Source organism: Nocardia sp. bgisy134 (assembly GCF_057708325.1).
In genome coordinates, this window is sequence record NZ_JBYIRW010000001.1 from 874,987 (window position 1) to 896,671 (window position 21,685).

The 21,685-nt window shown below is 70.6% G+C and carries 21 protein-coding genes and 1 riboswitch; of the genes, 7 read left to right on the forward strand and 14 right to left on the reverse strand.

What is annotated here, in order from left to right:
- Positions 1 to 7 precede the first annotated feature (7 nt).
- From AC3ERS_RS03910 to AC3ERS_RS03950, 9 genes are all read right to left on the reverse strand, one after another.
- Positions 8 to 1,600 (reverse strand): dipeptide ABC transporter ATP-binding protein, encoded by a 1,593-nt coding sequence (locus tag AC3ERS_RS03910; protein WP_431963606.1) that lies wholly within the window; start codon positions 1,598 to 1,600, stop codon positions 8 to 10.
- A gap of 293 nt (positions 1,601 to 1,893) precedes the next feature.
- Positions 1,894 to 2,772, reverse strand: a complete 879-nt coding sequence (locus AC3ERS_RS03915; RefSeq protein WP_431963496.1) for an ABC transporter permease — start codon at positions 2,770 to 2,772, stop codon at positions 1,894 to 1,896.
- Positions 2,773 to 2,798: 26 nt separating this feature from the next.
- Complete coding sequence (locus AC3ERS_RS03920) at positions 2,799 to 3,800, reverse strand: ABC transporter permease (RefSeq protein ID WP_431963498.1); 1,002 nt, start codon at positions 3,798 to 3,800, stop codon at positions 2,799 to 2,801.
- Between the two features lies 1 nt (position 3,801).
- Positions 3,802 to 5,421, reverse strand: coding sequence for an ABC transporter substrate-binding protein (locus AC3ERS_RS03925; RefSeq protein WP_431963500.1), 1,620 nt, complete (start codon positions 5,419 to 5,421; stop codon positions 3,802 to 3,804).
- Positions 5,418 to 6,497, reverse strand: coding sequence for an LLM class flavin-dependent oxidoreductase (locus AC3ERS_RS03930; RefSeq protein WP_431963502.1), 1,080 nt, complete (start codon positions 6,495 to 6,497; stop codon positions 5,418 to 5,420). Before AC3ERS_RS03930 ends, AC3ERS_RS03925 begins: the two co-directional genes overlap by 4 nt.
- Positions 6,494 to 7,012: a GNAT family N-acetyltransferase gene (locus AC3ERS_RS03935; RefSeq protein ID WP_431963505.1), complete on the reverse strand. Its 519-nt coding sequence runs from the start codon at positions 7,010 to 7,012 to the stop codon at positions 6,494 to 6,496. The genes AC3ERS_RS03930 and AC3ERS_RS03935 overlap by 4 nt, the downstream gene beginning before the upstream one ends.
- A 4-nt stretch (positions 7,013 to 7,016) precedes the next feature.
- Entirely contained in the window at positions 7,017 to 7,976 is a 960-nt protein-coding gene (locus AC3ERS_RS03940) for an ABC transporter substrate-binding protein (protein ID WP_431963507.1), read from the reverse strand.
- An 83-nt stretch (positions 7,977 to 8,059) separates the two neighbouring features.
- Positions 8,060 to 8,833 carry an amino acid ABC transporter ATP-binding protein gene (locus AC3ERS_RS03945; RefSeq protein ID WP_431963509.1) on the reverse strand — a complete coding sequence of 258 codons (774 nt, stop codon included), beginning with the start codon at positions 8,831 to 8,833 and terminating at the stop codon, positions 8,060 to 8,062.
- Positions 8,830 to 9,834: an amino acid ABC transporter permease gene (locus tag AC3ERS_RS03950; protein ID WP_431963608.1), complete on the reverse strand. Its 1,005-nt coding sequence runs from the start codon at positions 9,832 to 9,834 to the stop codon at positions 8,830 to 8,832. The genes AC3ERS_RS03945 and AC3ERS_RS03950 overlap by 4 nt, the downstream gene beginning before the upstream one ends.
- A gap of 408 nt (positions 9,835 to 10,242) precedes the next feature.
- Positions 10,243 to 10,336: riboswitch (SAM riboswitch) on the reverse strand.
- A gap of 335 nt (positions 10,337 to 10,671) precedes the next feature.
- Here AC3ERS_RS03950 and AC3ERS_RS03955 point away from each other — a divergent pair.
- Entirely contained in the window at positions 10,672 to 11,409 is a 738-nt protein-coding gene (locus tag AC3ERS_RS03955) for a hypothetical protein (RefSeq protein ID WP_431963511.1), read from the forward strand.
- Positions 11,410 to 11,474: 65 nt separating this feature from the next.
- On the opposite strand, the gene AC3ERS_RS03960 is transcribed toward AC3ERS_RS03955, so the two are convergent.
- Positions 11,475 to 12,641, reverse strand: a complete 1,167-nt coding sequence (locus AC3ERS_RS03960) for a glycosyltransferase family 2 protein (RefSeq protein WP_431963610.1) — start codon at positions 12,639 to 12,641, stop codon at positions 11,475 to 11,477.
- Complete coding sequence (locus AC3ERS_RS03965; protein ID WP_431963612.1) at positions 12,602 to 13,351, reverse strand: LppM family (lipo)protein; 750 nt, start codon at positions 13,349 to 13,351, stop codon at positions 12,602 to 12,604. The genes AC3ERS_RS03960 and AC3ERS_RS03965 overlap by 40 nt, the downstream gene beginning before the upstream one ends.
- Before the next feature lie 248 nt (positions 13,352 to 13,599).
- Between AC3ERS_RS03965 and AC3ERS_RS03970 the strand changes: the two genes are divergently transcribed.
- Positions 13,600 to 14,193: a TetR/AcrR family transcriptional regulator gene (locus AC3ERS_RS03970; protein ID WP_431963513.1), complete on the forward strand. Its 594-nt coding sequence runs from the start codon at positions 13,600 to 13,602 to the stop codon at positions 14,191 to 14,193.
- 65 nt (positions 14,194 to 14,258) lie between these two features.
- On the opposite strand, the gene AC3ERS_RS03975 is transcribed toward AC3ERS_RS03970, so the two are convergent.
- The 3 genes from AC3ERS_RS03975 to AC3ERS_RS03985 are packed head-to-tail and all read right to left on the reverse strand — an operon-like array spanning position 14,259 to position 17,369.
- A complete protein-coding gene (locus tag AC3ERS_RS03975; protein WP_431963515.1) occupies positions 14,259 to 15,113 on the reverse strand; it encodes a carotenoid biosynthesis protein in 855 nt (284 codons plus the stop codon).
- A gap of 11 nt (positions 15,114 to 15,124) precedes the next feature.
- Positions 15,125 to 16,693 (reverse strand): phytoene desaturase family protein, encoded by a 1,569-nt coding sequence (locus AC3ERS_RS03980; protein ID WP_431963517.1) that lies wholly within the window; start codon positions 16,691 to 16,693, stop codon positions 15,125 to 15,127.
- A 58-nt stretch (positions 16,694 to 16,751) separates the two neighbouring features.
- Complete coding sequence (locus AC3ERS_RS03985) at positions 16,752 to 17,369, reverse strand: GNAT family N-acetyltransferase (protein WP_431963519.1); 618 nt, start codon at positions 17,367 to 17,369, stop codon at positions 16,752 to 16,754.
- Between the two features lie 139 nt (positions 17,370 to 17,508).
- Here AC3ERS_RS03985 and AC3ERS_RS03990 point away from each other — a divergent pair, with 139 nt between their 5' ends.
- The 5 genes from AC3ERS_RS03990 to ftsL all read left to right on the forward strand — a co-directional run bounded on the left by AC3ERS_RS03990 (position 17,509) and on the right by ftsL (position 21,630).
- Positions 17,509 to 17,946 (forward strand): SAV_6107 family HEPN domain-containing protein, encoded by a 438-nt coding sequence (locus tag AC3ERS_RS03990; protein ID WP_431963521.1) that lies wholly within the window; start codon positions 17,509 to 17,511, stop codon positions 17,944 to 17,946.
- Positions 17,947 to 18,072: 126 nt separating this feature from the next.
- Positions 18,073 to 18,498, forward strand: a complete 426-nt coding sequence (locus AC3ERS_RS03995; RefSeq protein ID WP_431963523.1) for a DUF3040 domain-containing protein — start codon at positions 18,073 to 18,075, stop codon at positions 18,496 to 18,498.
- 407 nt (positions 18,499 to 18,905) lie between these two features.
- Entirely contained in the window at positions 18,906 to 19,337 is a 432-nt protein-coding gene (mraZ, locus tag AC3ERS_RS04000) for a division/cell wall cluster transcriptional repressor MraZ (RefSeq protein WP_067785767.1), read from the forward strand.
- A 234-nt stretch (positions 19,338 to 19,571) separates the two neighbouring features.
- Positions 19,572 to 20,546, forward strand: a complete 975-nt coding sequence (gene rsmH, locus AC3ERS_RS04005; RefSeq protein WP_431963526.1) for a 16S rRNA (cytosine(1402)-N(4))-methyltransferase RsmH — start codon at positions 19,572 to 19,574, stop codon at positions 20,544 to 20,546.
- A 151-nt stretch (positions 20,547 to 20,697) separates the two neighbouring features.
- On the forward strand, positions 20,698 to 21,630 hold the full coding sequence (gene ftsL, locus AC3ERS_RS04010) for a cell division protein FtsL (protein ID WP_431963528.1): 933 nt from the start codon (positions 20,698 to 20,700) through the stop codon (positions 21,628 to 21,630).
- The last annotated feature ends 55 nt before the right edge of the window (positions 21,631 to 21,685 follow it).

A 21,685-nucleotide genomic window follows, 5' to 3' on the forward strand; every position in this document is an offset into this window, starting at 1 on the left:
AAATCCATCAGGCGGCTCCTCGTGCTGGGGAGGGGATCGCGGAGAGCAATTCCCTGGTGTAGTCGTGGCGCGGATTCTCGAAGATCTCCGCGGTACGGCCGGTTTCGACGATGCGGCCGCGGCGCATGACGGCCACGTGGTCGCTGATCCGCCGCACCACGGCCAGGTCGTGCGAGATGAACAGGTAGCTCAGGTCGAGTTCGGATTGCAGGCGGTCGAGCAGTTCGAGGATCTGCGCCTGCACCGAGGCGTCCAGCGCGGAGACCGGCTCGTCCAGTGCCAACAGGTCGGGGTGCAGTGCCAGCGCACGCGCGATGGCCACCCGCTGGCGCTGGCCGCCGGACAGTTCCGCGGGCCGGCGTTCGGCGAAACGCTCCGGCAGCGCGACCTGGCCGAGCAGTTCCCGCACCCGATCGCGGCGGCCGACGCGGTCGCCGATCCCATACGCGCGCAACGGTTCCTCGATGATCGCGCCGACGCGCCAGCGCGGATCCAGTGAGGAGTACGGGTTCTGGTACACCACCTGGAACCGGCGCCGCAGCGTCCGCAGCCTGCCGCGACGGGCTGCGGTGAGATTCTCGCCGTCGAAGACGACGCTGCCGTGGTCGGCGTCGGTGAGCCGCAGCGCGATCCGCGCGGTGGTCGACTTGCCGGAGCCGGATTCGCCTACCAGGGAGAGGGTTTCACCGCGGCCCAGCTCGAAGCCGACGCCGTCGACCGCCGTGATGGCGTCGCCGGAGCGGGCGTGGAAGCGCTTGCGCACCTCACGCAGCACGAGCAGCGGTTCCCCGTTGCGCGGCCGTTCCGGTCGCGGCGGGCCGGGGGCCAGGCTCGGCGCGGAGCTCAGCAGCCGTTTGGTGTACGGATGCCGCGGCGCGGTGAGGATCTCCGCCGTCGGCCCGGACTCGACGACCTCGCCGCCGTTGAGCACCACCAGCCGGTCGGCGCGTTCGGCGGCCATCGCCAGGTCGTGGGTGATGAGCAACACCGCCGTGCCACGCGCCGTGGTGCGCTCGGCGAGCCGGTCGAGCACCCGCCGTGCCACGGTGGCGTCCAGCGCGCTGGTCGGCTCGTCGGCGATGATCAGCTCCGGACCACAGGCCAAGGCGATGGCGATCAGCACCCGCTGGCGCTGCCCACCCGACAGTTCGTGCGGGTACTGCTCCGCCCGCACCTCCGGGCGGTCCAATCCGACCTCGGTGAGCAGCTCCAGCACTCGTACTTGCGCACTGCGGCGATCGACGCGCCGATGCACGAGCATCGCCTCGGCCACCTGATCGCCCACCCGGCGCACGGGATTCAGCGAGAGCCCCGGGTCCTGCGGTACGAACCCGATCCGCGCCCCGCGCAACTTGCGCAGCGCTCGTTCCGAGCCGGTGTCGACCCGTTCGCCGTCGAAAGTGATGGTCCCCGAGCCGATCTCCGCGGTCGCGCCGAGCAACCCGATCACGGCGTGCGCCAGCGTCGACTTCCCGGAACCGGACTCGCCGACCAGTGCCACCACCTCGCCGCGAGCGACGCGCAGCGAGGCGCCTGCCAGCGCGGTGACCGGCCCCGCGGAAGAGCGGTAGTCGACGCGCAGTCGATCCACGTGCAGCAGTGCACCTTCCGCGGTGCCCTCGTCCTCGCGCCGAGCCGGACGCGCGGTGTCCTTCTCGGTGCTCGACGGGGTCGAGCCGTCCGCCGGTCGTTCGGTCGGCTCGTGTCGGGCGACTCGCGTAGCGCGACTCGCATCCGAGATCTCGCTGCCGCCAGGCGGTGACCCCTCGCCCTGCGATCGGGTTTCGGCGTCGCCTGGCTGCGCGGAGCGGGGTTCCGAGCGCGATGCGTCGGGTGGCGCGGCGGCGCTGTCTTCGGCGGGCTGCCGGTCGGCGTGGGCGGTGGTCGGGTTGCTCACGGCTGATCGGTCCTTCCTGCGGCGCGGCCGAGGCGCTGTGCGGCCAGCACGACGGCGATGATCACCAGCCCGGGGAGGGTGGTGAGCCACCAAGCGGTGGCGAGGTAGTTGCGGCCCTCGGAGATGAGCGAGCCCCATTCGGGGGTGGGCGGTTTGGTGCCGTAGCCGAGGAAGCTGAGCGCCGAGACCGAGAGCACCGCCATGCCGAACTCGACCGCGGCCAGCGCGAGCACGGGTTGGTAGGAGTTGGGCAGGACGTGCCGGGCGAGCACCGTGTACCAGCGCACCCCGGAAGCGTGCGCCGCCTCGACGTAGACCGCACGCCGCAGCCGAAGCACCTCCGAGCGCATCACCCGCGCGAAGTTGGCGATCAGCGAAACACCGACGGCGATGGCGACATTGCGGGTTCCGAACCCGAGCGCGGTGACCAGCGCCAGCGACAGCAGCAGCGCCGGAATGGAGAGCAGCACGTCCACTACGCGCATCGCGATCGCGTCGACGACACCGCCGATTGCTCCAGCCAGCAGCCCGAGCAGCGCCCCGGCCACCAAGGCCAGTGCGACGGCGGACAGCGTGGCGGTGAGCGAGAGCCCGGCGCCGTGCACCATCCGCGTGTACAGATCGCGCCCGAGGTTGTCCGTGCCGAACCAGTGCTGGGCGCTCGGCGGCTGGAACTTCTCGGCGGGTACGCCGGTGAGCGGGTCACCGCCGGCGAACAGCGACGGCGCCAGCGCCCACCCGAGCGCCAGCAGCGTCACCGCCGCCGAGAGGATCAGCCCGGCGTTGCGCGGGAGCGCCCGCAGGCTCGGCGCCGGTCGGCCCAAGCCGGGCAGCGCGATCCGGCGGGTCTTGTCGACCACGTCAACCACGGGCATTCCTCTCTCGATCCGCGGCGTTTTCGTCACACACGGACGAGCACCTCCTCCGCGATGTCCTCGGCCTCCGTCGCGTCGCCGCCGGAACGACCGCCGCGCACCGCGATCCGCGGATCGAGAAGCGGATACAGCAGGTCCACAGCCAGATTCACGGCCACGAACACCAGCGAGGTCAGCAGCACGATGCCCTGGACCACCGGAATGTCCTGGGCCAGCACCGAGATCTGCGTGAGCCTGCCGACGCCGGTGCGCGCGAACACCGTCTCCACGACGACCGAACCGGCCAGCAGGTTGCCCACCAGCACCCCCGCGATGGTGAACGCGGGCACGCTGGCCAGCCGGGCCACATGCCTGCGCTGCACCCACCAGCGCGAAGCGCCTTTGGCCAGCGCGACTTCGGTGAACGGCTGCCGCCATGTGGACTCCAGCCCGGCAGCGAGCACCTGCGCGATCACCGCGCCGATCGGGATGGCCAGGGTCAGCGCGGGAAGCACCGTGCCACGCAGTCCCTGTCCGCCGAACGCGGGCGCCAGGTGCCATCGGAACGAGAACAGCTGGAGCAGCAGCAGTCCCGTCCAGAACGTCGGCACCGAGACGCCGAGCGGTGGCACCGCGGCGAGCAGGTTGCGCAGCCAGGGCCTGCGCGTGTAAGTCGCGGCGAAGGCCACCGCCACCCCGCCCACGGTGGCGAAGAGCAGGGCGAGCGAGGCCAATCCGAGGGTCGAGGGCACGGCGTCACCGATCGCCTCGGTCACCGGCTGCCCGGTTGCGATGGAGAGTCCGAGATCGCCGCGGACCGCATTGCCGAGCGCGGTCCAATACTGGTCCCACAGCGGACGATCCAGCCCGTAGCGGGCCTGCAGCTCCGCGATCGCGGCCTTGTCGATCGGCGTTCCCGCGCCGCCGCCGTCGGCCGCGATGGAGACCGGGTCGGCGGGCAGCAGGTAGAGCACCACGAACGAGATGCTGAACGCCGCCCAGAGCACCCAGATCGCCTGCAGGACGCGCAGCGCCAGATAGCGGGCCATCTCAGTGTCCGCTCAGCCAGGTGTCGAAGAACTGCAGCCGGGCCGAGGCCTCGAACTTCAGGTCCCTGGTGTGCCCGGCGGCGCCGATCGCCTGGGAGAGCTCGATGGTCGGGATCCACAGCCCCGCCTCGAGCACCTGCTCCTGCGCGGTGCGGATGAGCGCGGTGCGCGCGGCGGGGTCGGCCGTGCTGAGCTGGTTGCGGAGGGCGTCGTCCAGTGCGGGAATGCGTTCGCGAGCATTGAAGTTGCGGCCGTCCACACTGAACGCCGTGCGCAGGATGTCGCCGTCGGCACGGGTGGAGTTGTAGTAGGTGGCGTCGAAATCCTTGGCGTTCTGCCGCGCGGTGTTCTCCGGTCCGGACACCAGGTCCAGCTTCAGTTCCACGCCGACCTGCCGCAGCTGCTGCTGCACCAGCTCGAGGATGGCCTGGTTGCCCGCGAACGCCTGGCTGAACAGCACCGAGAACGACAGTCGCTCACCGTTCTTCGCGCGGATGCCGTCGCCGCCCGGCGTCCAGCCCGCCTGGTCCAGGATGCTCTTCGCTGTGGCAGGGTCGTAGCTCACCCGCGCCGAGAAGTCCTGGTAGCCCGGCGTGGCGCTGGCCAGCGGGCCGCTGGCCGGCTTGAACTGCGGGCCGAGCACAGTGTCGACCAGTTGCTTGCGGTCGATGGCGGGCAGCAGCGCCTGGCGCACCGCGGGGTCACGCAGCGGACCGCGGGTCACGTTGGGCTGGAGGCCGAACGGCACACCGGGATTGGCCGTGCTGAGCAGACGCGCGCCCGCGGCCTCCAGCTGCGGCACGTCCTGCGGCAGCGCGTCGCTGATCGCGTCGAGCTGACCGGAGACGAGACTGCCGGTGCGCACGCCGGATTCCGGTACCACCGTGAATTCGATGCGGTCCAGGTAGGCCTCGCCCTGGTGCGTGAACACCGCGGAGCCCCAGCCGTATCCGGCGCGCTTGGCCAGCGTCGCCGACTGATCCTGGCGCCAGCCCGCGTAGGTGAACGGCCCGCTGCCGATGTTGTCGCCCAGGCAGCGCTGCTCGGCCGACTTGGCCGTCGTCGCGTCGGCGAGAATACCGAGCTGCACAGTCGACGAAGCCTGGAGGAACTGGGCATTGGGCTGGCTGAACTCCACGCGCGCGGTGAGCCGGTCCGCGGCGGTGGTGCTCACGTAGTTGGTGAGGTAGCTGGCGCCGAGCGGCGCCTTCGCCCCGCCCAGCCGCAGCACCGAATCGAAGGTGTTGCGCACCGATTCCGCGGTGAGCGGGGTGCCGTCGCTGAAGGTGACGCCGTCGGCGAGGTGGAAGGTGAACACCTTCGCGTCCGGGCTGATCTCCCAGCTGCGCGCCAGCCAGGGCTTCAGCTCACCGGTCTGCGGATCCTGGTCGGTGAGCGAATCGACGATCTGCCGCGCGACGTAGATGGTCTGGTTGGTGCCTGCCTGCGCCGGATCCGAGCAGGTCGGCGCCTGGGACAGCCCGTAGCGCAGGGTGCCGCCCGGGCGCGGCGGACCCGCGTCGCCCCCCGGCGCGCTCGAATCGCTGCCGCAGGCGGCCAGGGCGCTCGTCGCGGCGAGCGCGCCGACCAGCGCGAAAATTCGATGGCGGGTTCGGATCACGGTGTCACTCCAATGAGTTCGCTACTTGCGGTGTCGGCGGCCAACGGCCTGCTGGGAATTCGGCGGCGCAGCTCTGGCGCCACCTCGGATTGGAAGAGTTCGAGGCTGTCGCGGTGCTCGGCCACGGTGCGCCCGTCGCGCTCGGCGGACAGGTGGATCACCTCGTGACCGAATCGCTCGTATTGGCGGCCGACCTTGTCGATGACCTGTTCCGGGCTGCCGATCAGTGCGGAGCTGCGGTCGACGAAATCATCGAGGGTCTCGAACACGATGGGTAGACCGAGCTTTCGGCTCAGCGCCAGCCGTGCCTCGAAGATCGGACGGTAGGTGGTCAGCGCCTCCTGCGAGGTGCGCGCCACGTGGAAGCCCGCGGTGCCCGCCCCGACCAAGGCGTCGGCCGGGTCGTGTCCGTAGTGCTCCCACCGCTCGCGGTAGTGGCGGACCAGTTCGGCGTAGGGCTCGATGGGGTTGGTGACATTGGCCGAGAACAGCGGGTCACCGTGGCGCGCGGCGAGTTCCACCGAATCGCGGCTGGTCGCGCTGCCGTGCCAGATCCGGATGCGGGGCTGCAGCGGGCGCGGCAGCGCCTTGGCGCGCTCCAGCGGCGGACGGAATTGTCCCGACCAGGTGACGCTGTCGCTGGTCCACAGCTGCCGAAACAGCTCGTAGCCTTCGCGATTGCGCTCCCACTGATCGTCGGTGGTGACGTGGAACAACTGTGCCTGCGCCGCGCCGTTGCCCTTGCCGATGATCAGTTCGAGGCGTCCGGCCGCCAGGTTGTCCAGCGTCGAGTAGTCCTCGAAGGCGCGCACCGGATCCAGCAGGCTCAGCGTCGTCACCGCGGTGAACAGCGTGATGCGCGAGGTCACGGCCGCGATGTGGGACAGGAGCACCGGCGGCGCCGCGGACAGGAACGGATCCTCGTGACGCTCGCCGACGGCGAAACCGTCGTACCCGAGATCCTCGGCGAGCCTGGCCTGCTCGACCACGGACCGCAAGCGCTCCCTGGTCTCCGGCACCACGCCCGTCCGCGGATCCGGCACCCGCGTCACCAGCGTGAACAACAGGAACTTCATGCCGTCGCCTCCCATGCGCCGAGGTCGAGGAACTTCTCGAACGAGTGCGGCCCGACCTCTTCCGCGGGCAGCGCGGGATCGTAGAGCGCGGTGTACCCGGCCGCCAGGTACAGGCCGACCGCCTCCGGCTGGCGCGGTCCGGTGGTCAGGTGGATACGCCGGTAACCGCGGTCGGCGATCTCGGTCTCCAACCGCTCCAGCACGAACCGGCCGAGACCCTGCCTGCGGTGCTCGCGGGCGGTCCAGATCCGTTTGAGCTCAGCGGTGGTCGCGTCCAGCTGCTGGAAAGCGCCGCCCGCCACCGGTTCTCCGTCCTGGGTCACCACGAGCAGCCCGCCCTCGGGCGGCGCGAAGTGCGCGGCCGGATACCCGCGCAGATCGGAGTGCACCTCACCCGGGGTGCGGCCGTAGCGGCTGCTGTACTCGAGCGCCAGCTCGGCGAGCAGCGGCGCGGCCAGCGGGTCGTCCTGGGCGATCCAGTGCGCCCTGCGGATCGTCGATATTCCGTACGGCATCGGATCACCGCTGCTTCGGCAGGCCGGGCGGATTGATCCGCGATTCGGTGACGGCCTCGGTCTGGAGTCCCCAGCGGTCGATGACCCGCTGATAGAGCCCGGACTCGATGGCGTGCCGCAGCGCCTTCTGCACCGCGCCGATCAGCCCGTTGTTCTTCTTGGTCAGCACCCCGATCTCGCCCTGCAGCGCCTCGCCCGCGCCGGAGAAGGTCGCCACGATCTTGGTCTGGTTCGCCGTGCTCACGTGGTAGATCGCCGTCGGATTCGGGCCGAGATAGCCGTCGAGCCGCTGCGAGGCGAGCGCCAGGTAGTAATCGCTGGTCTTGTCGTAGTAGGCGATCTCGATCGCGGGCAGTCCCTCGGCGCGGTTCTGCTCGTTCCACTTCACCAGCAGCTGTTCCTGGTTGGTTCCGGTGCCGACGCCGATTCGCTTGCCCGCCAGGCTCTTGCGGTCCTGGTATCGCAGATCGCTTTTCGCGGGCACTTCCAGCGCGACGTTGTCGTGGCGGTAGGTGGCGAAGTCGTACTTCTCCTTACGCTCCTCGGTGACGGTCACGTTCGAGATGAACGCGTCCACCTCGCCCGAATCGACGCGCACGAAGTTCTGCGACCAGTCGGCCACGCCGGCCACCAGTTTCAATCCGAGGATGTCGGCGACCAGCGAGGCGAAGTCGACCTCGGAGCCGGCCACCGTCCTGTCGTCGGTGGCGTAGAAGCGCAGCGGCGGCGCGGTGCCGGACGCGCCGGTCACCACGAGGGTGCCGCGGTCGCGGATGGCCTGCGGGACCTCGGCGGCGATGGCGCCGACCTTGTCCGCGCGGATGCGCCCGGACTGCTCGGGCGACAGGTCGAACGCGACCGTGCCGTCGGAGGAGACCTGCAGGTCTTCGTCGGGGTCGGTGCCGCACGCGGTGACCAGCAGTGCGGCCGCGGCGAGTGCGCCGACCAGGGCGGAGAGCTTCATCGGGAACCTGTTCGTGACTGGGAGCGTCGGGGCGCTCGGCGGACCCGGCGCGGGAGCGCCGGCCGGACCGAGCGCGAAGACGCTCAACGGACTCGGGAAAGAAAAGCGCGGGTGCGCGGATGCCGGGGGTTGTCCAGGACCTCGCCGGGCGGGCCCTGTTCGACGATCACGCCCGCGTCGAGGAACACGACCGTGTCGGCGACCTCACGGGCGAAACCGATCTCGTGCGAGACGATCACCAGCGCGGTGCCGTCGTCGGCCAGATCGCGGATCACGTCGAGCACCTCGCCGACCAGCTCGGGGTCCAGCGCCGAGGTCGGCTCGTCGAACAGGATCACCCTGGGCCGCACGGCCAGCGCCCTGGCGATCGCCACCCGCTGCTGCTGCCCGCCGGACAGCCTGCGCGGATAGGCGTCGGCCAGTTCGTCGATGCCGACCCGCTCCAGCAGCGCCTTCGCCTCGCGCTCGACCTCGGCGCGGTCCCTGCGCTGGGCGGTGAGCGGCGCGAGGGTGACGTTCTCCAGCACCGTGAGATGCGGAAAGAGGTTGAACTGCTGGAAGACGAAACCGATGCGGGAACGCTGCTTGCGGACGTCGCGGTCCGAGAGCGGATGCAAGACGTTGCGCCGCAGGCGGTAACCGATCAGCTCGCCGTCGATGTGCACGGTGCCCGCGTCGACCGGCTCCAGGTGGTTTAGCACCCGCAGCAGGGTCGACTTGCCCGATCCGGACGGCCCGATTACGGCCACCACCTCGCCCGCGCGCACCGTCAGGTCGATGCCGTGCAGGATCTCGGTGCACCCGAACGACTTCCGCACGCCGTTGACCTGCACGGCGGGCGTCTCCAGCGCGGTCATCGGGTCGCTCCCCGCGGCGCGGCGGAACCGGACTCGGCGATCTCGCGGACTCGCTGACGCAGCTTCCGCCATGGCGTCGGCGGCAGGGTGCGCTGCGCGCCCTTGGCGTAGTGGCGCTCGATGTAGTACTGCGCCACCATGAGAATCGTGGTCAGCACGATGTACCAGACCGTGGCGACCATGAGCAGCGGCACCACCCGGCCGTTGCGGCCGTAGATCACCTGGACCTGGTAGAACAGCTCCGCGATCGCCATCACCGAGACGATCGAGGTGCCCTTGAACAGGCTGATCACCTCGTTGGTCGCGTTCGGCACGATCGAGCGCATCGCCTGCGGCGCCACGATGGTGCGGAACTGTCGCAGGCGCGGAATGCCCAGCGCCGCCGCCGCTTCCAGCTGGCCGGGATCGACCGAGATGAGCCCGGCGCGGATGATCTCGGCCGAGTACGCGGCCTGGTGCAGCGCGAGACCGATCACGGCGGCGGTGAATCCGCTGATCACGCCGTTGACTTCGAAGGTGAGGAACGACGGTCCGAACGGGATGCCCAGCGAGAGAGTCTGATACAGGTAGGCGATGTTGAACCAGAACAGCAGCTGCACGATCATCGGGATCGAGCGGAATGCCCAGATGTAGACCCACGCGATCACCTGCAGCACCGGATTGTTCGACAGCCGCGCCACCGCGAGCAGGGTGCCGATCAGGAAGCCGAGCGCGGTGCCCCACAGGGTCAGTTCCAGGGTCACCCGCAGTGCGGTCAGAACCGACTGCGCGGTGAAGTATTTCGCGAACGTCGGCCAGTCCCAGCCGGGGTTGGTGACCAAGCCGTGCACGAACTGGACGAGCAGGACCAGAGCGACCGCGCTGACCACCCAGCGCCACGGATGGCGGGTGCGCGCGACTGTGGGAGCGGTCTGTGCGCGGTCGGAATCGGCGCTGAGTTGCGCGACGCGGTCACCGGTCGACGCCGCGGTGTCGGGTGTCGCCGTGGCGGCGTCGGCCACCGCGTCGGCGAGCTGTGCGTCGGTGAGCTCTGCGTCGTCGAGTTGTGTGGCGTCGAGTTTCGCGGTGGCGTCGCGCTGTGCGGTGACGTTTGGCTGTGCGGTCGCGTCGCGCTGTGCGATGACGTCTGGCTGTGCCGTGACGCTGCGCTGTGCGGTGGTGTGGCCGGGTGTGGAGCCGGGTGGTTCGGCGTCGGACGCCGCGGCGGCGTCGGGTGCGAGAGACGCACTCATGTTCGGGCCCTTCGGAAGATCTCAGACGACCGCGCCTGGCGCTGGTCGGGTCGTCACCCGGCCAGCGACGGGTGCAAGGTCTGGCGCGTCAGCGCGAACAGCTGGCTGGGGTGGGACGGCAGGTCGTGTCGGGGTGTCGCGTCCGGCGGGCGCCACTGCGGGGGCAGATCATTCGGTCCTCCATCGTTCCTGGCGGAAGCACCCGCACCCGGTGGCCGGGGGGTTGCTGCGACGTCGGCGAGCCAGGTCTCTCAGTCGCTCTGGATGGTGTTGCGGACCCCGGTCCGCTCCGGGTGCAGCAGGGGTCGAGCCGAATCATCATGCGGATCAGGGCCGGAGCCGGACAAGGTTAGAAATCAGGGTGAGCACAGCCCTTTCGCCGCGCATCGCGGAGTGTGATCATTTGCGCGGTCGGCGGTTCCCGCACCGGATACCGCGAAGCGCTTGTCGTCGCGACGCCTCCAGCGCAAGCCAACGCTCCAGCGCAAGCCGACACCCCAGCGCAAGCCAACACCCCAACGCAAGCCGACGCGCCGAAAGCTTGCCAATTCGTGAAACGGCTGCTGAGCGAGTTTGCCGGAGTACGGTGTCCTCACCGTGCCGACGATGAGGAGCACCGCTGTGACTTTGTTGCGCCGCTTCACCACTCTCACCGCCGCCGCGACCGGCTCGGTCGCGCTGGCCTTCGGCGTTTGCGCCCCCGCCGTGGCGGCGCCCGCCCCCGCGCCCGCCGCCCCTGCGGCCTCGGCCGAACTGCCCGGCAAACAGCAGGCAGCCGCGCCCGGCGATCTGCTCGGCGCCTATCAGTCCACCGTCGAGGCGCTGCGCGGCTTCGGCATGGAGCCGTTCCTGTATCCGACCGCCGCCGCCTTCTGCGGCAACGGCAGCACTTTCGGTATGGTGCCCGCCGTTGCCGGTGCGATGCCGGGCCCCTGGCCCAAGACCACCGTCTCCATTCCCGGCCTGGATCTCACGGCGGTGAAGTCCGGTCAGACCATGTTCACCTTCGTGCCCTACGGCCTCGGCGCGGAGAGCCGCAACACCGCGGGCATGCAGGTGGCCTGGCTGAACGTGAGCAACGGACGCAGCGGCATCACCCAGATGGGCCCGCTCGCCGACATCTTCCGCACCATGGTCCCCGCCGCGGTCCCCGTCGAGCTGCGCGCGCAGACCGAACGCGCCATCCAGGACTTCTTCTTCGCCGCCCTTCCCGTCGGCGGTATCCGCGCGGTCCCCGTCGACACCGGCAAGGGCACCGTCCTCGCCGCGGTCTTCGGCAGCGTCGACAACGGCGATCGCACCTGCTTCTTCCTGCCGACGGTCGGCATCACCTCGGTGCCGTAAAGCCTGGCGGCACACCTGTTCACCGGACACCGGCTCGGTCCTCGGACCGGGCCGGTGTCGTGTGTTCAGCCCGCGTCGACCAGCGCGCGGCCCTTCCAGCGCAGCGCGCCCCGGCGTCGGGCGCGATGCGATCGCAGGACGAGGCGCTGGTACGCGGCGATGGAGAAGGGGTGCGCCGCCGCCGCGCATACGTCGGAAAGACGGAGGGGGCCACCGGATTCGAGCGAGCGGGCCAGCAGGCGGCCGGTGACGGCGGCGGCGTAGCCGAGCGCTCCGGCCCGGCGCGTCGCTCCGCTGCCGAGAAGTGCGGCCAGCGGGGGAAACCAATAGCCAAGGGCCAGTACCGTTCCCACGGCCGCGGCGGCCGAGCCGGAACCGCCGTAGGCGGACCAGAGCCAGCGTGTGTAGCCCGCCTCGACCTCGTCCGCGCCGCGATACATGCGGGTGCGCGCGAGCGGTCCCGCGGCGACGAGATGGGTGGTGCGACCCGCGCGGCGCAGGGCGCGGGCGATGTCGAGATCCTCGGTGGGGCTGCCCGCTACCGCGGCGTGACCGCCGACGGCGCGGTAGGCGTCGGTGTCGAAGGCGAGGAACTGGCCGCAGGCGACGGCCGTCGAGGGGCGGTGGCCGCGGTTGCCCAGCACGATCGGCAGCGTCGACGCCCAGGACCAGCAGAGCAGCGGCTGCACGAGCGCCTCGGCGACGGTCTCGGCCCGCTGGGCGGGCCACGGGGAGATCAAGGCCGCGCGCCGATCGCGGACCGCGCGCGCCGCCGCCGCGACGGCTCGCGGGGCCAGCCGCACATCGGCGTCGAGGAAGACCAGGATCGGCGCGTCGGCGAGTTCGGCGAGGCGGGCGCACGCCGCGGCCTTGCCGGTCCAGCCCGGCGGCGGATCGGATTCCGAGCGGATCACCTCGAATCGGGGATCGCCCGCGATCGCTGCGCTGGCGACGGCCGCCGTGTCGTCGGTGGAGCCGTCGTCGAGGATCAGCACCCGCAGGTCCGGCACCCCGGTCTGGGCGCGCAGGTCGGCGATCAGCGCGGGCAGCCGCTGCGCCTCGTCACGAGCGGGCACGCAGACGGTGACCGGTTCGGCCGCTGCGGCTTCCGCGTCCAGGCGCGGCATCGAGAACCGATTGACCGCCGCGATTCCGCATCCCGCGAGCGCGACGGCCGCACCCACCCGTCCGCTCAGCGCAACTGCTTGACCGACTGCCACCAACGCCGCCAGGAGAACTGGTGCTCGGGCACCTCGGGCGCGGCCGGGTTGCGGTCCATGTACGCCATGGCGGCGACGATCGCCGCGACCGCGAGGGTGATGCCGCCGACGATGCCCGCCCAGCCCGCGAAGGAGCGGGTGTTCGGGTCGGCATAGCTCACCTCGGCGCGCACCGTGGACACATCGCCCGGCGGCAGCTTCCACGAGACGGTGGAATCGCCTTCGCGGTTGCCGTTGGTCTTGGCCACCCTGGCCGGGAAGGCGACGGTGAACTGCACGTCGGAGCCGTGCGGCGGAACGGATTTCAGGTCGACGCGCCCGTTCAGGCTGACCAGGTCGCCGCTGCGCTGGAATTGCAGCTGGAACATGCCCTGCGTCTGCTCGGACAGCATGCCGAGCTGCTGCACCTCGCCGAAGGAGAGGTCCTCGAAGAAGACCTTGCTGCCCACGTACCCGTCCTGGCTGTAAGGCTCGACGCGGATCTTCGCCGCCAGCGTCTCGGGCGCTTTGAGCTGCGGTCCCTTGTCGTCGGGCCCCGCGGGCACCACGGCGGCCACGATCCGCCCGGACACCCGATCGTTGGACGACACGCCCATCGATGCCTGCACCCGCAGGCACCCGGCCAGCGCCGGAGCCAACAGCGCCGCGAGCAGCACGGCCGCGGCTACCCGCACCCGGGTGCGTGGCGCGCGCCGCGTCGGTCGATCCGGGACATCGGGCATCGGGATGGCGGGACTCGGTTGCACGGCTCACATCGTGCCAGGCCGAACGCCCGAATCGCCACGCGGCAGCCGCGACACGACGGCACGCCGCACCTTCCGGCGCGGCGCCGCAGCGCGCCCCGCCCTGTAATACGTGCTCGCTCCGTATCCGGCCGCTCGCCGCCGAGCCGAGCTCGAACAATTGACTGTTTGGTAAATTTTGCTCTGCGAGTGGGCGCCGACAGCGCTCGGGGAAGGTGGGAACGGTCGTGGCGGGATCCGCTGGAACCAAGGGAGTGCCACGCGCAGAGCGTGAGGCGCAGATCCTCGACGTCGCGGCCGCCGAGATCAGCCGGGTCGGCTATGCGGGTCTGTCGCCCGCGGTGGTGGCCGCCAAGGCGGGAGTCTCCAAGCCGCTGGTGTACGCCTACTTCGAGACGAAGGACGGCCTGTACGTGGCGTGCGTGCGACGGGCGGCGACGACGCTCGGCGACGCGATCGATGCCGCGATCGACGGCCCCGCCACGCTGGAGCTGGCCGAACGCACGCTGGCGGGCATCTTCGGTGCGCTCGAGCCGCGCCCGCACGATTGGCACGTCGTCTTCGACCGATCGCACCCGGACGAGGGGCCCGCCTCCGACGCGGCCCGCGCCGCCCGGCGCCGCATCGCCGAGCAGGCCAATCGCGGGGTCGCCGCCTTCCTGGCCGGTCGCGGGATCACCGATTCCGACGATCTGTCCGCGTTCGCGGCCGTGTGGATGGGAACCGTGACGGCGCTGGTCGGCTGGTGGTTGCGGAACCCTGGCGAGACCGCGGAGGCGATGACCGCGCGCACCCGCCGCCTGCTCGCCGCGCTCGCCTGACCTGCTCCGGCCGTCGCCGCGCCCACGAATCCCGAACGGCGCCGGCTCATTGCTCGTGCAGGTTGTTACTCGTGCGGGCCTAATTGCTCGTGCCGGGACCGATGCCGGGCCAGGTGGATCAGCAGCGGCACCCCCAGGGGACTCATCCCGAGGGCGCCGTACCAGGCCGAGGACGGCAGATCGAGGAAGACCGCGTGGGCGACGAGGGAACCGAGCCAGGTCCAGAGGAACACCGCGACGGGAACGGCCAGGGAGGCGGCGGAACGCGCCCGGGTCGGCGCAGGAGCGGCGCGATCCCAGACCGCGAGCAGCAGCGCCATCAGCAGGCCGACGCAGCACCAGCCGAGGTAGTTGGTGAGCGGGATGTCGGCCAGGCCTGGCAGCCCGGAATCGGTGTCGCACCAGGTCCATTGGCCGTCGGCGACCATCTGCGGATCGAGGTACAGGTCCCAGCCCACGGCGCCGATCGTGGTCAGTGCGACCCGCACCGAGGTCCGCCTGGTCACGATGCCCGCCACGATCCACACCGGATACATCCCGCCGGTCCAGGCCAACGGCACCAGCAGGGGCACGCCCGCGAGGGCGGGCCCGATCCGGTCCTCGGCGTACTCGTAGCAGCCGAACGGGATACCGGTCGCCACGCCGAGCATCTCCGCGAGCAGGCCGACGCCGGAGACGATCACCAGAAAGCCCATCGCGTAACGGGTGCCGCGGGTGGCGGCGGCGTGCGCGAGCGCCGTGCCCGCGGAGAGCAGCACGATCACCACGGTGATCCGGTCCCGCGCCGCGCCGTCGGTGAGCGGATAACCGATCTGGGCGAGCACGAGCAAGACCGCGAGCAGCACCGGCGCGGGGTGGCGCACCGACCGCACCCGCGACCACGCCCGCCGCGCGCGCGTCCGGTGTTCCCGCGTCCGCATCCCGGAGGCCGTCATCGTCTGCGCGGGAAGGGGAATCGCCTGCGCCTGGCGTCGCGGAGGGCGAGCCGTGCCGCGGTGCGCCCGCTCGCGCCGGAGACGCCGCCGCCGGGATGGGTGGACGCGCCCGTCAGATACAGGCCGGGCGCACCGGGCACCCGCTGACCCGAGAGCTCGGGCAGCGGCCGCCACAGCATCATCTGGTCCAGCGACATCTCGACGTGCATGACATTGCCGCCGCGCAGCCCCATCTCCCGCTCCAGGTCGACCGGCGTCTGCACGAACCGCTGACGCACACTGGACGCGAAACCCGGTGCGTAGGACTCGACTTCGGCGATGATCCGGTCGCCCTCGCGCTCGGCGTGCTCCGCCCAGTCGCTGCCGTCGGCCAGCCGATAGGGATGCCACTGCGCCCACAGCGACAGCTGGTGCTCGCCGGGCGGGGCGATGCTCGGATCGAGCGCGCTGAAACTCATCGCCAGTACCACCGGCCGCGGCGGCAGGTCGCCTGCCAGCGCGGCGCCGTGCGCGCGCCGCAGCTGGGCGCGGTCGGAGACCAGGAATTGCAGGCCGCGCGCGGATTCCTTCGCCGAGGCCCCGTGGTAGCCGGGCAACGCGCTCGTCGCGACCCGCACCACCATGCCGATGCCGGGCCCGACTCGGATGCGCCGCTGCCAGTCGTCCAGTGCGGCGCCGTCGAAGCCGCCCGCGCGCAGCAGGTCGAGCGTGGTGAGCACGTGCGCGCCCGCGATCACCGAGTCGGCGCGCAGACCGCGCCCGGACGCGGTGCGCACCAGCCAGCCCTCGCCGGCGCGCGCGATCGAGGTGACCGCGTCACCGGCGGTCACCGTCCCGCCGTCGGCGCGCAGCCGCGCGACCAGCGCCGCGCTCAACGCGCCGCTGCCGCCGACCGCCCGCCCCGGCGGCAGCGTGTGCATCAGCGCCGCGAAGCCGACCATCGGGGCCGTTCCCGGTTCCGACATCGGCGGACCGGACTGCGCGCCGAACCAGGCCAGCGACGCTTTGAGCCGTTCGTCGCGAAACCAGGCGTCGAGCAATGCGTCCCCGGACTGGAGGAACTCCCTGGACAGCGCGCTGCCGCCGTCCGCGGCATCCAATCCCCAGAACGAGCGCAGCAGATGCCCGGGCCCCGGCGCGCCGCCGAACGCGCGCATCACCCGTGCGCTGCGCGGACCCCACACCGCCACGAACCGCCGGTACGCCTCGGCGTCGGCCGTACCGCACGCCTCGGCGATGGACGCGCAGGTCGCGTCGAGATCGCGATGGAACACGAGCGGCGCGCGGCCTTCGGCATCGGCGGGGGTGAAGCCCCAGGGATCGCAATCGATATAACGGAGTCCGAAACGCTCCAGCTCGAGCTCTTCGACGATCCCCGTGTGCCGGATCATGATGTGCGCCGAGGAGCCTCGGTCCACCAGGTGTCCGGGGAACCGCTCGACCGTCGACACCGCGCCGCCGAGCACCTCGTCCCGTTCCAGCACCTCGACCCGGTGTCCGTCGCGCGCCAGGTAGCAGGCCGCCACCAGCGCATTGTGCCCGGAACCGACGACTACGACGTGCACGGTCGCGCTCCGCCGCCGTCCGCATGCGTCGCGCTCGCCGCGCCGAGGTCGTGTCCGCTCACAGCGGCAGCCGCCTGCCGAGGATCGCGAACGGCCGGTTGTCGCCCGCGAACACGAAATGCCGGATGACGTCGGCGAATCCCTCGCGGCGATAGAGCCGCCACGCGCGGTTCCCCTCACCCGCCACCTCGGGTGTGGAGAGCAGCACCGCGCTCTCCGTCCGGTTCTGGAGCAGCCTGCGCAGCAGGATCGCGCCGATGCCCCGACCTTGCGCGCTCGGGTGCACGTGCAGCTCGGTCAGCTCGAAGTAGTCCGAAAGCAGTTCGCGCGTAGAGTGTTCCGGCCAGCCGGAGCGGCGCATCCCGCTGTGCACCTGTTGGTGCCACCACTGGTGCGGCGCGCCGTGATAGCCGTAGGCGATGGCGACGATGGGCGAGGTGCGCAGGTCGACGCGGCCGTCCTCGTCGGGCAGCAGCGCCGCGACCGCCTGCCAGCCCGCACGGGTGGTGTGCTCGGTCCACATCGGAGCGCGGTGATTCTCGGTGCCGCGCGGATAGTCCATCGCGGCGACATAGACCGCTAGCGCGTCGTGCAGCCGGTAGCGCAGGTCCGCGACCGAGAGGTCGACGACGACGGGTGCGGGTGCGGGGGAGTGGTGTGGCTTGACGGCTGTCATGGCTCTCGTCGGACCGCGCGGACGCGGAAAGTTGTCGGTGGGCGTCTTTATATTCAAGCTCAATTCAAACGTTCGAATACCTGTTCGGTCCGCGCGGTGCACGGGACCGGTGGGTGTACGAGTGCGGAGGGACGTGCCGATGAGTCGGATCGAGCAGCCGGGGCAGCCCGGCAAGGCGGGGAAACTGCTGAAGAAGGCCGACGGACTGCTGCTGCAGGCGGCGGGGGAGACCGACCCGAGGGAGCGCTTTCGCACCGCGTATCTGGCGGCGCTGCGCGGCGCGGGCGCGGTGCTCGCGTTCACCGGCGCCGACGCGGCGCCGCGCGCCCGCTCGCGCAACGCCTGGGTGCTGCTGCAGCGCGCCGCGCCCGAGTTCGTCATGTGGGCCGACTACTTCAGCGCCCGCTCCGAATTGCGCGCCGCGCTGGAGGCCGGATTGGACCGCGAAGTCGACGAGCAGCAGGCCGACGAGTTCTCTTCGCGGGTGGGAGCATTCCTGCACGACGTGGAAGATCTGGTCAATTCGGCCGCGCGGTTGCGGCCCGCGCCGGGATGGAGCGGAGGCATGACCGCTTAGTTATCACCGAGAAGGTGGTACGGCCCTGATCGAACTCGTATCATTGGTGACAGATAGCCGCCAAGGTCGGCTATCTGTCGCCTACCCGGAGGCGACAAGCCACGTCCTAGTGCCGGGGGAGGTACCGTGCCACTCTCCGAGCACGAGCAGCGCATGCTCGAACAGATCGAGAGCGCGCTCTATGCTGAGGATCCGAAGTTCGCCTCGTCCGTCCGCGGCGGACGCCTTCGCTCGACCTCGAGTCGTCGCAGACTCCAGGCCGCGGCCTTGTTCGTCCTCGGTCTGTTTCTACTGGTCGCCGGTATCGCCGCTCCGGTGAAGCCCGGTGGCTTTCCGATCATCAGCCTGATCGGATTCATCGTCATGTTCGGCGCCGGCGTGCTTCTGCTGATCGGCACCTCCAAGAGCGCCGCCCGTGGCGCGCGTTCCGGCGAGGCGTCCACCAGCGGGCCGGGCGGTGGCGGATCGAGCGGACCTGGGCGTCAGCGCAAGTCCGGTGGTTTCTCCGAACGCATGGAGGATCGCTTCCGGAGACGGTTCGAGCAGGAGTAGCTCGGCTGTAACCCGAAATCTTCATCACGGCAGGCGACGCCGCACCACGTACTGGTGCTGCGTCGCCTGCTCGCGTTTCCGGGGCTTTCACCCCGATGGGTCGGTCCCCACGTCTCCCCACGGCGTTCCCCACCTTCCCCCAGAACCACCCCCTTCCACCTCGAGGGCCTTGGCTACCAGGGCGGTTTGCTGGATGTTTTCGGGCCTCGACGCGCCGATGCCCGCGTGTCGGCAGAACACGCAAAAAGTTCCCCACCCGGTGATAGCTGGGATGACCTGCGAAATCGTCTCGGCGGGGAGCGAGATCACCTCCACTTTCGATTGAAAGTGGGGGAAAGTGGGGTAATGTGGAGCGCGCACTACAGGAGAGGCCATCCAGAGAGGTGATCCGGTAGGGAGGTATCGAGTTGTTTCTCGGTACCTACACACCTCGGCTGGATGACAAAGGGCGACTCACGTTGCCTGCGAAGTTTCGAGACGATCTGGCGGGAGGGTTGATGGTCACGAAGGGTCAGGACCACAGCCTTGCCGTGTACCCCAAGGAAGAGTTCACCGCGCTCGCTCGGCGAGCCGCGGCCGCGTCTCGCAGCAATCCGCAGGCCCGCGCATTCGTCAGGGCACTCGCGGCCGGAACCGATGAACAGCGTCCGGACGCACAGGGCCGCATCACGTTGTCGGCCGATCATCGGCGCTACGCGAACCTGGACCGGGATTGCGTGGTGATCGGCTCGGTCGACTTCCTCGAGATATGGGACAAGCAGGCGTGGGAGTCCTACCTCGCCGAGCACGAGGAGGATTACGCGCAAGCGAGAGACGAGTCGCTGGGCGGAATCTTCTAGCCCGAGCGGACGAGTGCCACGCGGCCTCTGCCCGGACGCGGACCCTGGCGTACTTCCCCGACGCCAGGTGCCGTAGTTCGGTCAGAGACCACGGGGCATTCGTCTTCGACAGCAGCTTCTTTTACCAAAAGCACTGTGGAACAAGGCGACCCGTGTGCGATGGTCGAACGTTCGGCCACCGAGGCGATCGCCCGTCCGGTGCAAGCGACGACGCGAGAATCCGGGAGGTCGAGGGTGAACCGTGAACAGCACGGCCCCCGGCATGTTCCGGTTCTGCTCGGCCGCGCCGACGAACTGCTCGGCCCGGCGCTCACCGAGCCGGGCGCCGTCTACGTCGACGCCACTCTCGGTCTCGGCGGCCACGCCGAGCATTTCCTGCGCACCTATCCGGAGCTGCGACTGGTCGGGCTCGACAGGGACACGAACGCGCTCCGCTTGGCCGGAGAGCGGCTGCGTCCCTTCGCCGACCGAATCACGTTGGTGCACACCACCTATGACGGCATCGCCGACGCGCTGACACAGGCGGGGCTGGATCCGGTGGGTTCGGTGAGCGGCATCCTGATGGATCTCGGCGTTTCGTCGATGCAGCTGGACGAGGCCGAGCGCGGCTTCGCCTACTCCGTCGACGCCCCGCTGGACATGCGGATGGATCCGACGACCGGGATCACCGCCGCCGACGTGCTCAACACCTACAGCCACGGCGAGCTCGCCAGGGTGCTGAAGACCTACGGGGAGGAGCGCTTCGCGGGCAAGATCGCCTCGGAGGTGGTGCGCCGTCGTCAGCAGCGGCCGTTCACCACGAGCGCCGAGCTCGTCGAACTGCTCTACGCCACCATCCCGGCCGCCACCAGGCGGACCGGCGGGCATCCCGCCAAGCGCACCTTCCAGGCGCTGCGGGTGGAGGTCAACGGCGAGCTCGACTCGCTGCGCGCCGCGCTGCCCGCCGCGTTCGACGCGCTGCGGCTGGGCGGCCGGATCGTGATCATGTCCTACCAGTCGCTGGAGGACCGGGTCGTCAAGCAGGAGCTGGCGCCGCGGATCGCCTCTCGCACCCCGGTGGACCTACCGGTCGAACTGCCGGGCATGGGACCGGAATTCCGGATGCTCACCCGCGGCGCCGAGAAGGCGACCGAGCGGGAAGTGGAAGAGAACCCGCGGGCCGCGCCGGTGCGCATGCGGGCGGCCGAACGGATTCAGGAGAAGGGATGAGTGTGACGACATCGAGCAGCAGCTCGGCTGCCGTCGTGCTCATCGGACGTCGGTCCACGACCGGAGCCGCCGCGCGCGGCCCGATCGTCGCGGATCGCACGACGTCGACGGGGTGGGGGTGTTCTTGCGGAACAGAGGAGGCGACGACACCATGAGTATCCGAACGCGTACGGTCGAGTCGCCAGGTCGGGTCGCTCGTCGGGTGCAAGCCGCCGACCGGGTGAAATCCGGTGCGGCGCAGCGCGCTTACGCGAAGCGCAAGACGCGCGCCGAACAGCGGACCGACACCGCGCTGTTGCCGACTCGCAGGTCGGTGATGGCCGCGCGGATCCCGTTCGTCGCGGCGATCATCGCGATGCTCGGCTGCGGTCTCGCGCTCACCCTGCTGCTCACCACCCGGGCGGCCGAGGACAGTTACCAGCTCAGCGACGCCAGGGAGCTCAACAGGAAGCTCTCCGAGGAGCGCGCCGGGCTGCAGCGCGAGGTCGAGGCCGCCGATTCGGCGCCCGAACTCGCGGCGCGCGCCCGCGAACTGGGCATGATCCCGGCGAAGGACCCGGCCCGGCTGGTGATCGAGCCGGACGGCACGGTGACGGTGATCGGCACGGAGGCTCCCGCGCGGGGCGCGCCTGCGCCGCCGTTGAACGTGCCGCCCAAGCCCTCGACCACGCGGCCAGGGCACGCGCAGGCGCAGGGCGAGCACGTCGTGCCGGTCTCGATCACGCCGCCTGCGGGCAGGTCTGCCGCCGAGCAGGCCAATGGCGCTCCGGCAAATGGCGCTCAGTCCAATGGAACGCAGGCCAACAGCACGCAGGCGAGCCCGATGCCCGCCGCGCCGCCTTCCCCGGTCCCGTCGCACGCCGAGACGCCGCGACCCGCCGCCCAGAATCCGGTGGAGGCAACTGATTCCGCGGCACAAGCGCAAGGACCGGCTGGGCAGGCACCGGGACCCGAAGCAGCACAGAACCCTGCCGCACCGCAGCCGGTGGCGCAAATTCCCGCCGACCAGCAGACCGCGCCACCCGGGGAGCAGGTGGCGCCGCCGCCACCCGAGCCGCGCGATCAGCAGGGAGGCATCCGATGACCCAGACCAGGCCCGCGCCGCGCAGGCGGTGCGGGCCGGTGGCATCAGGGACCGC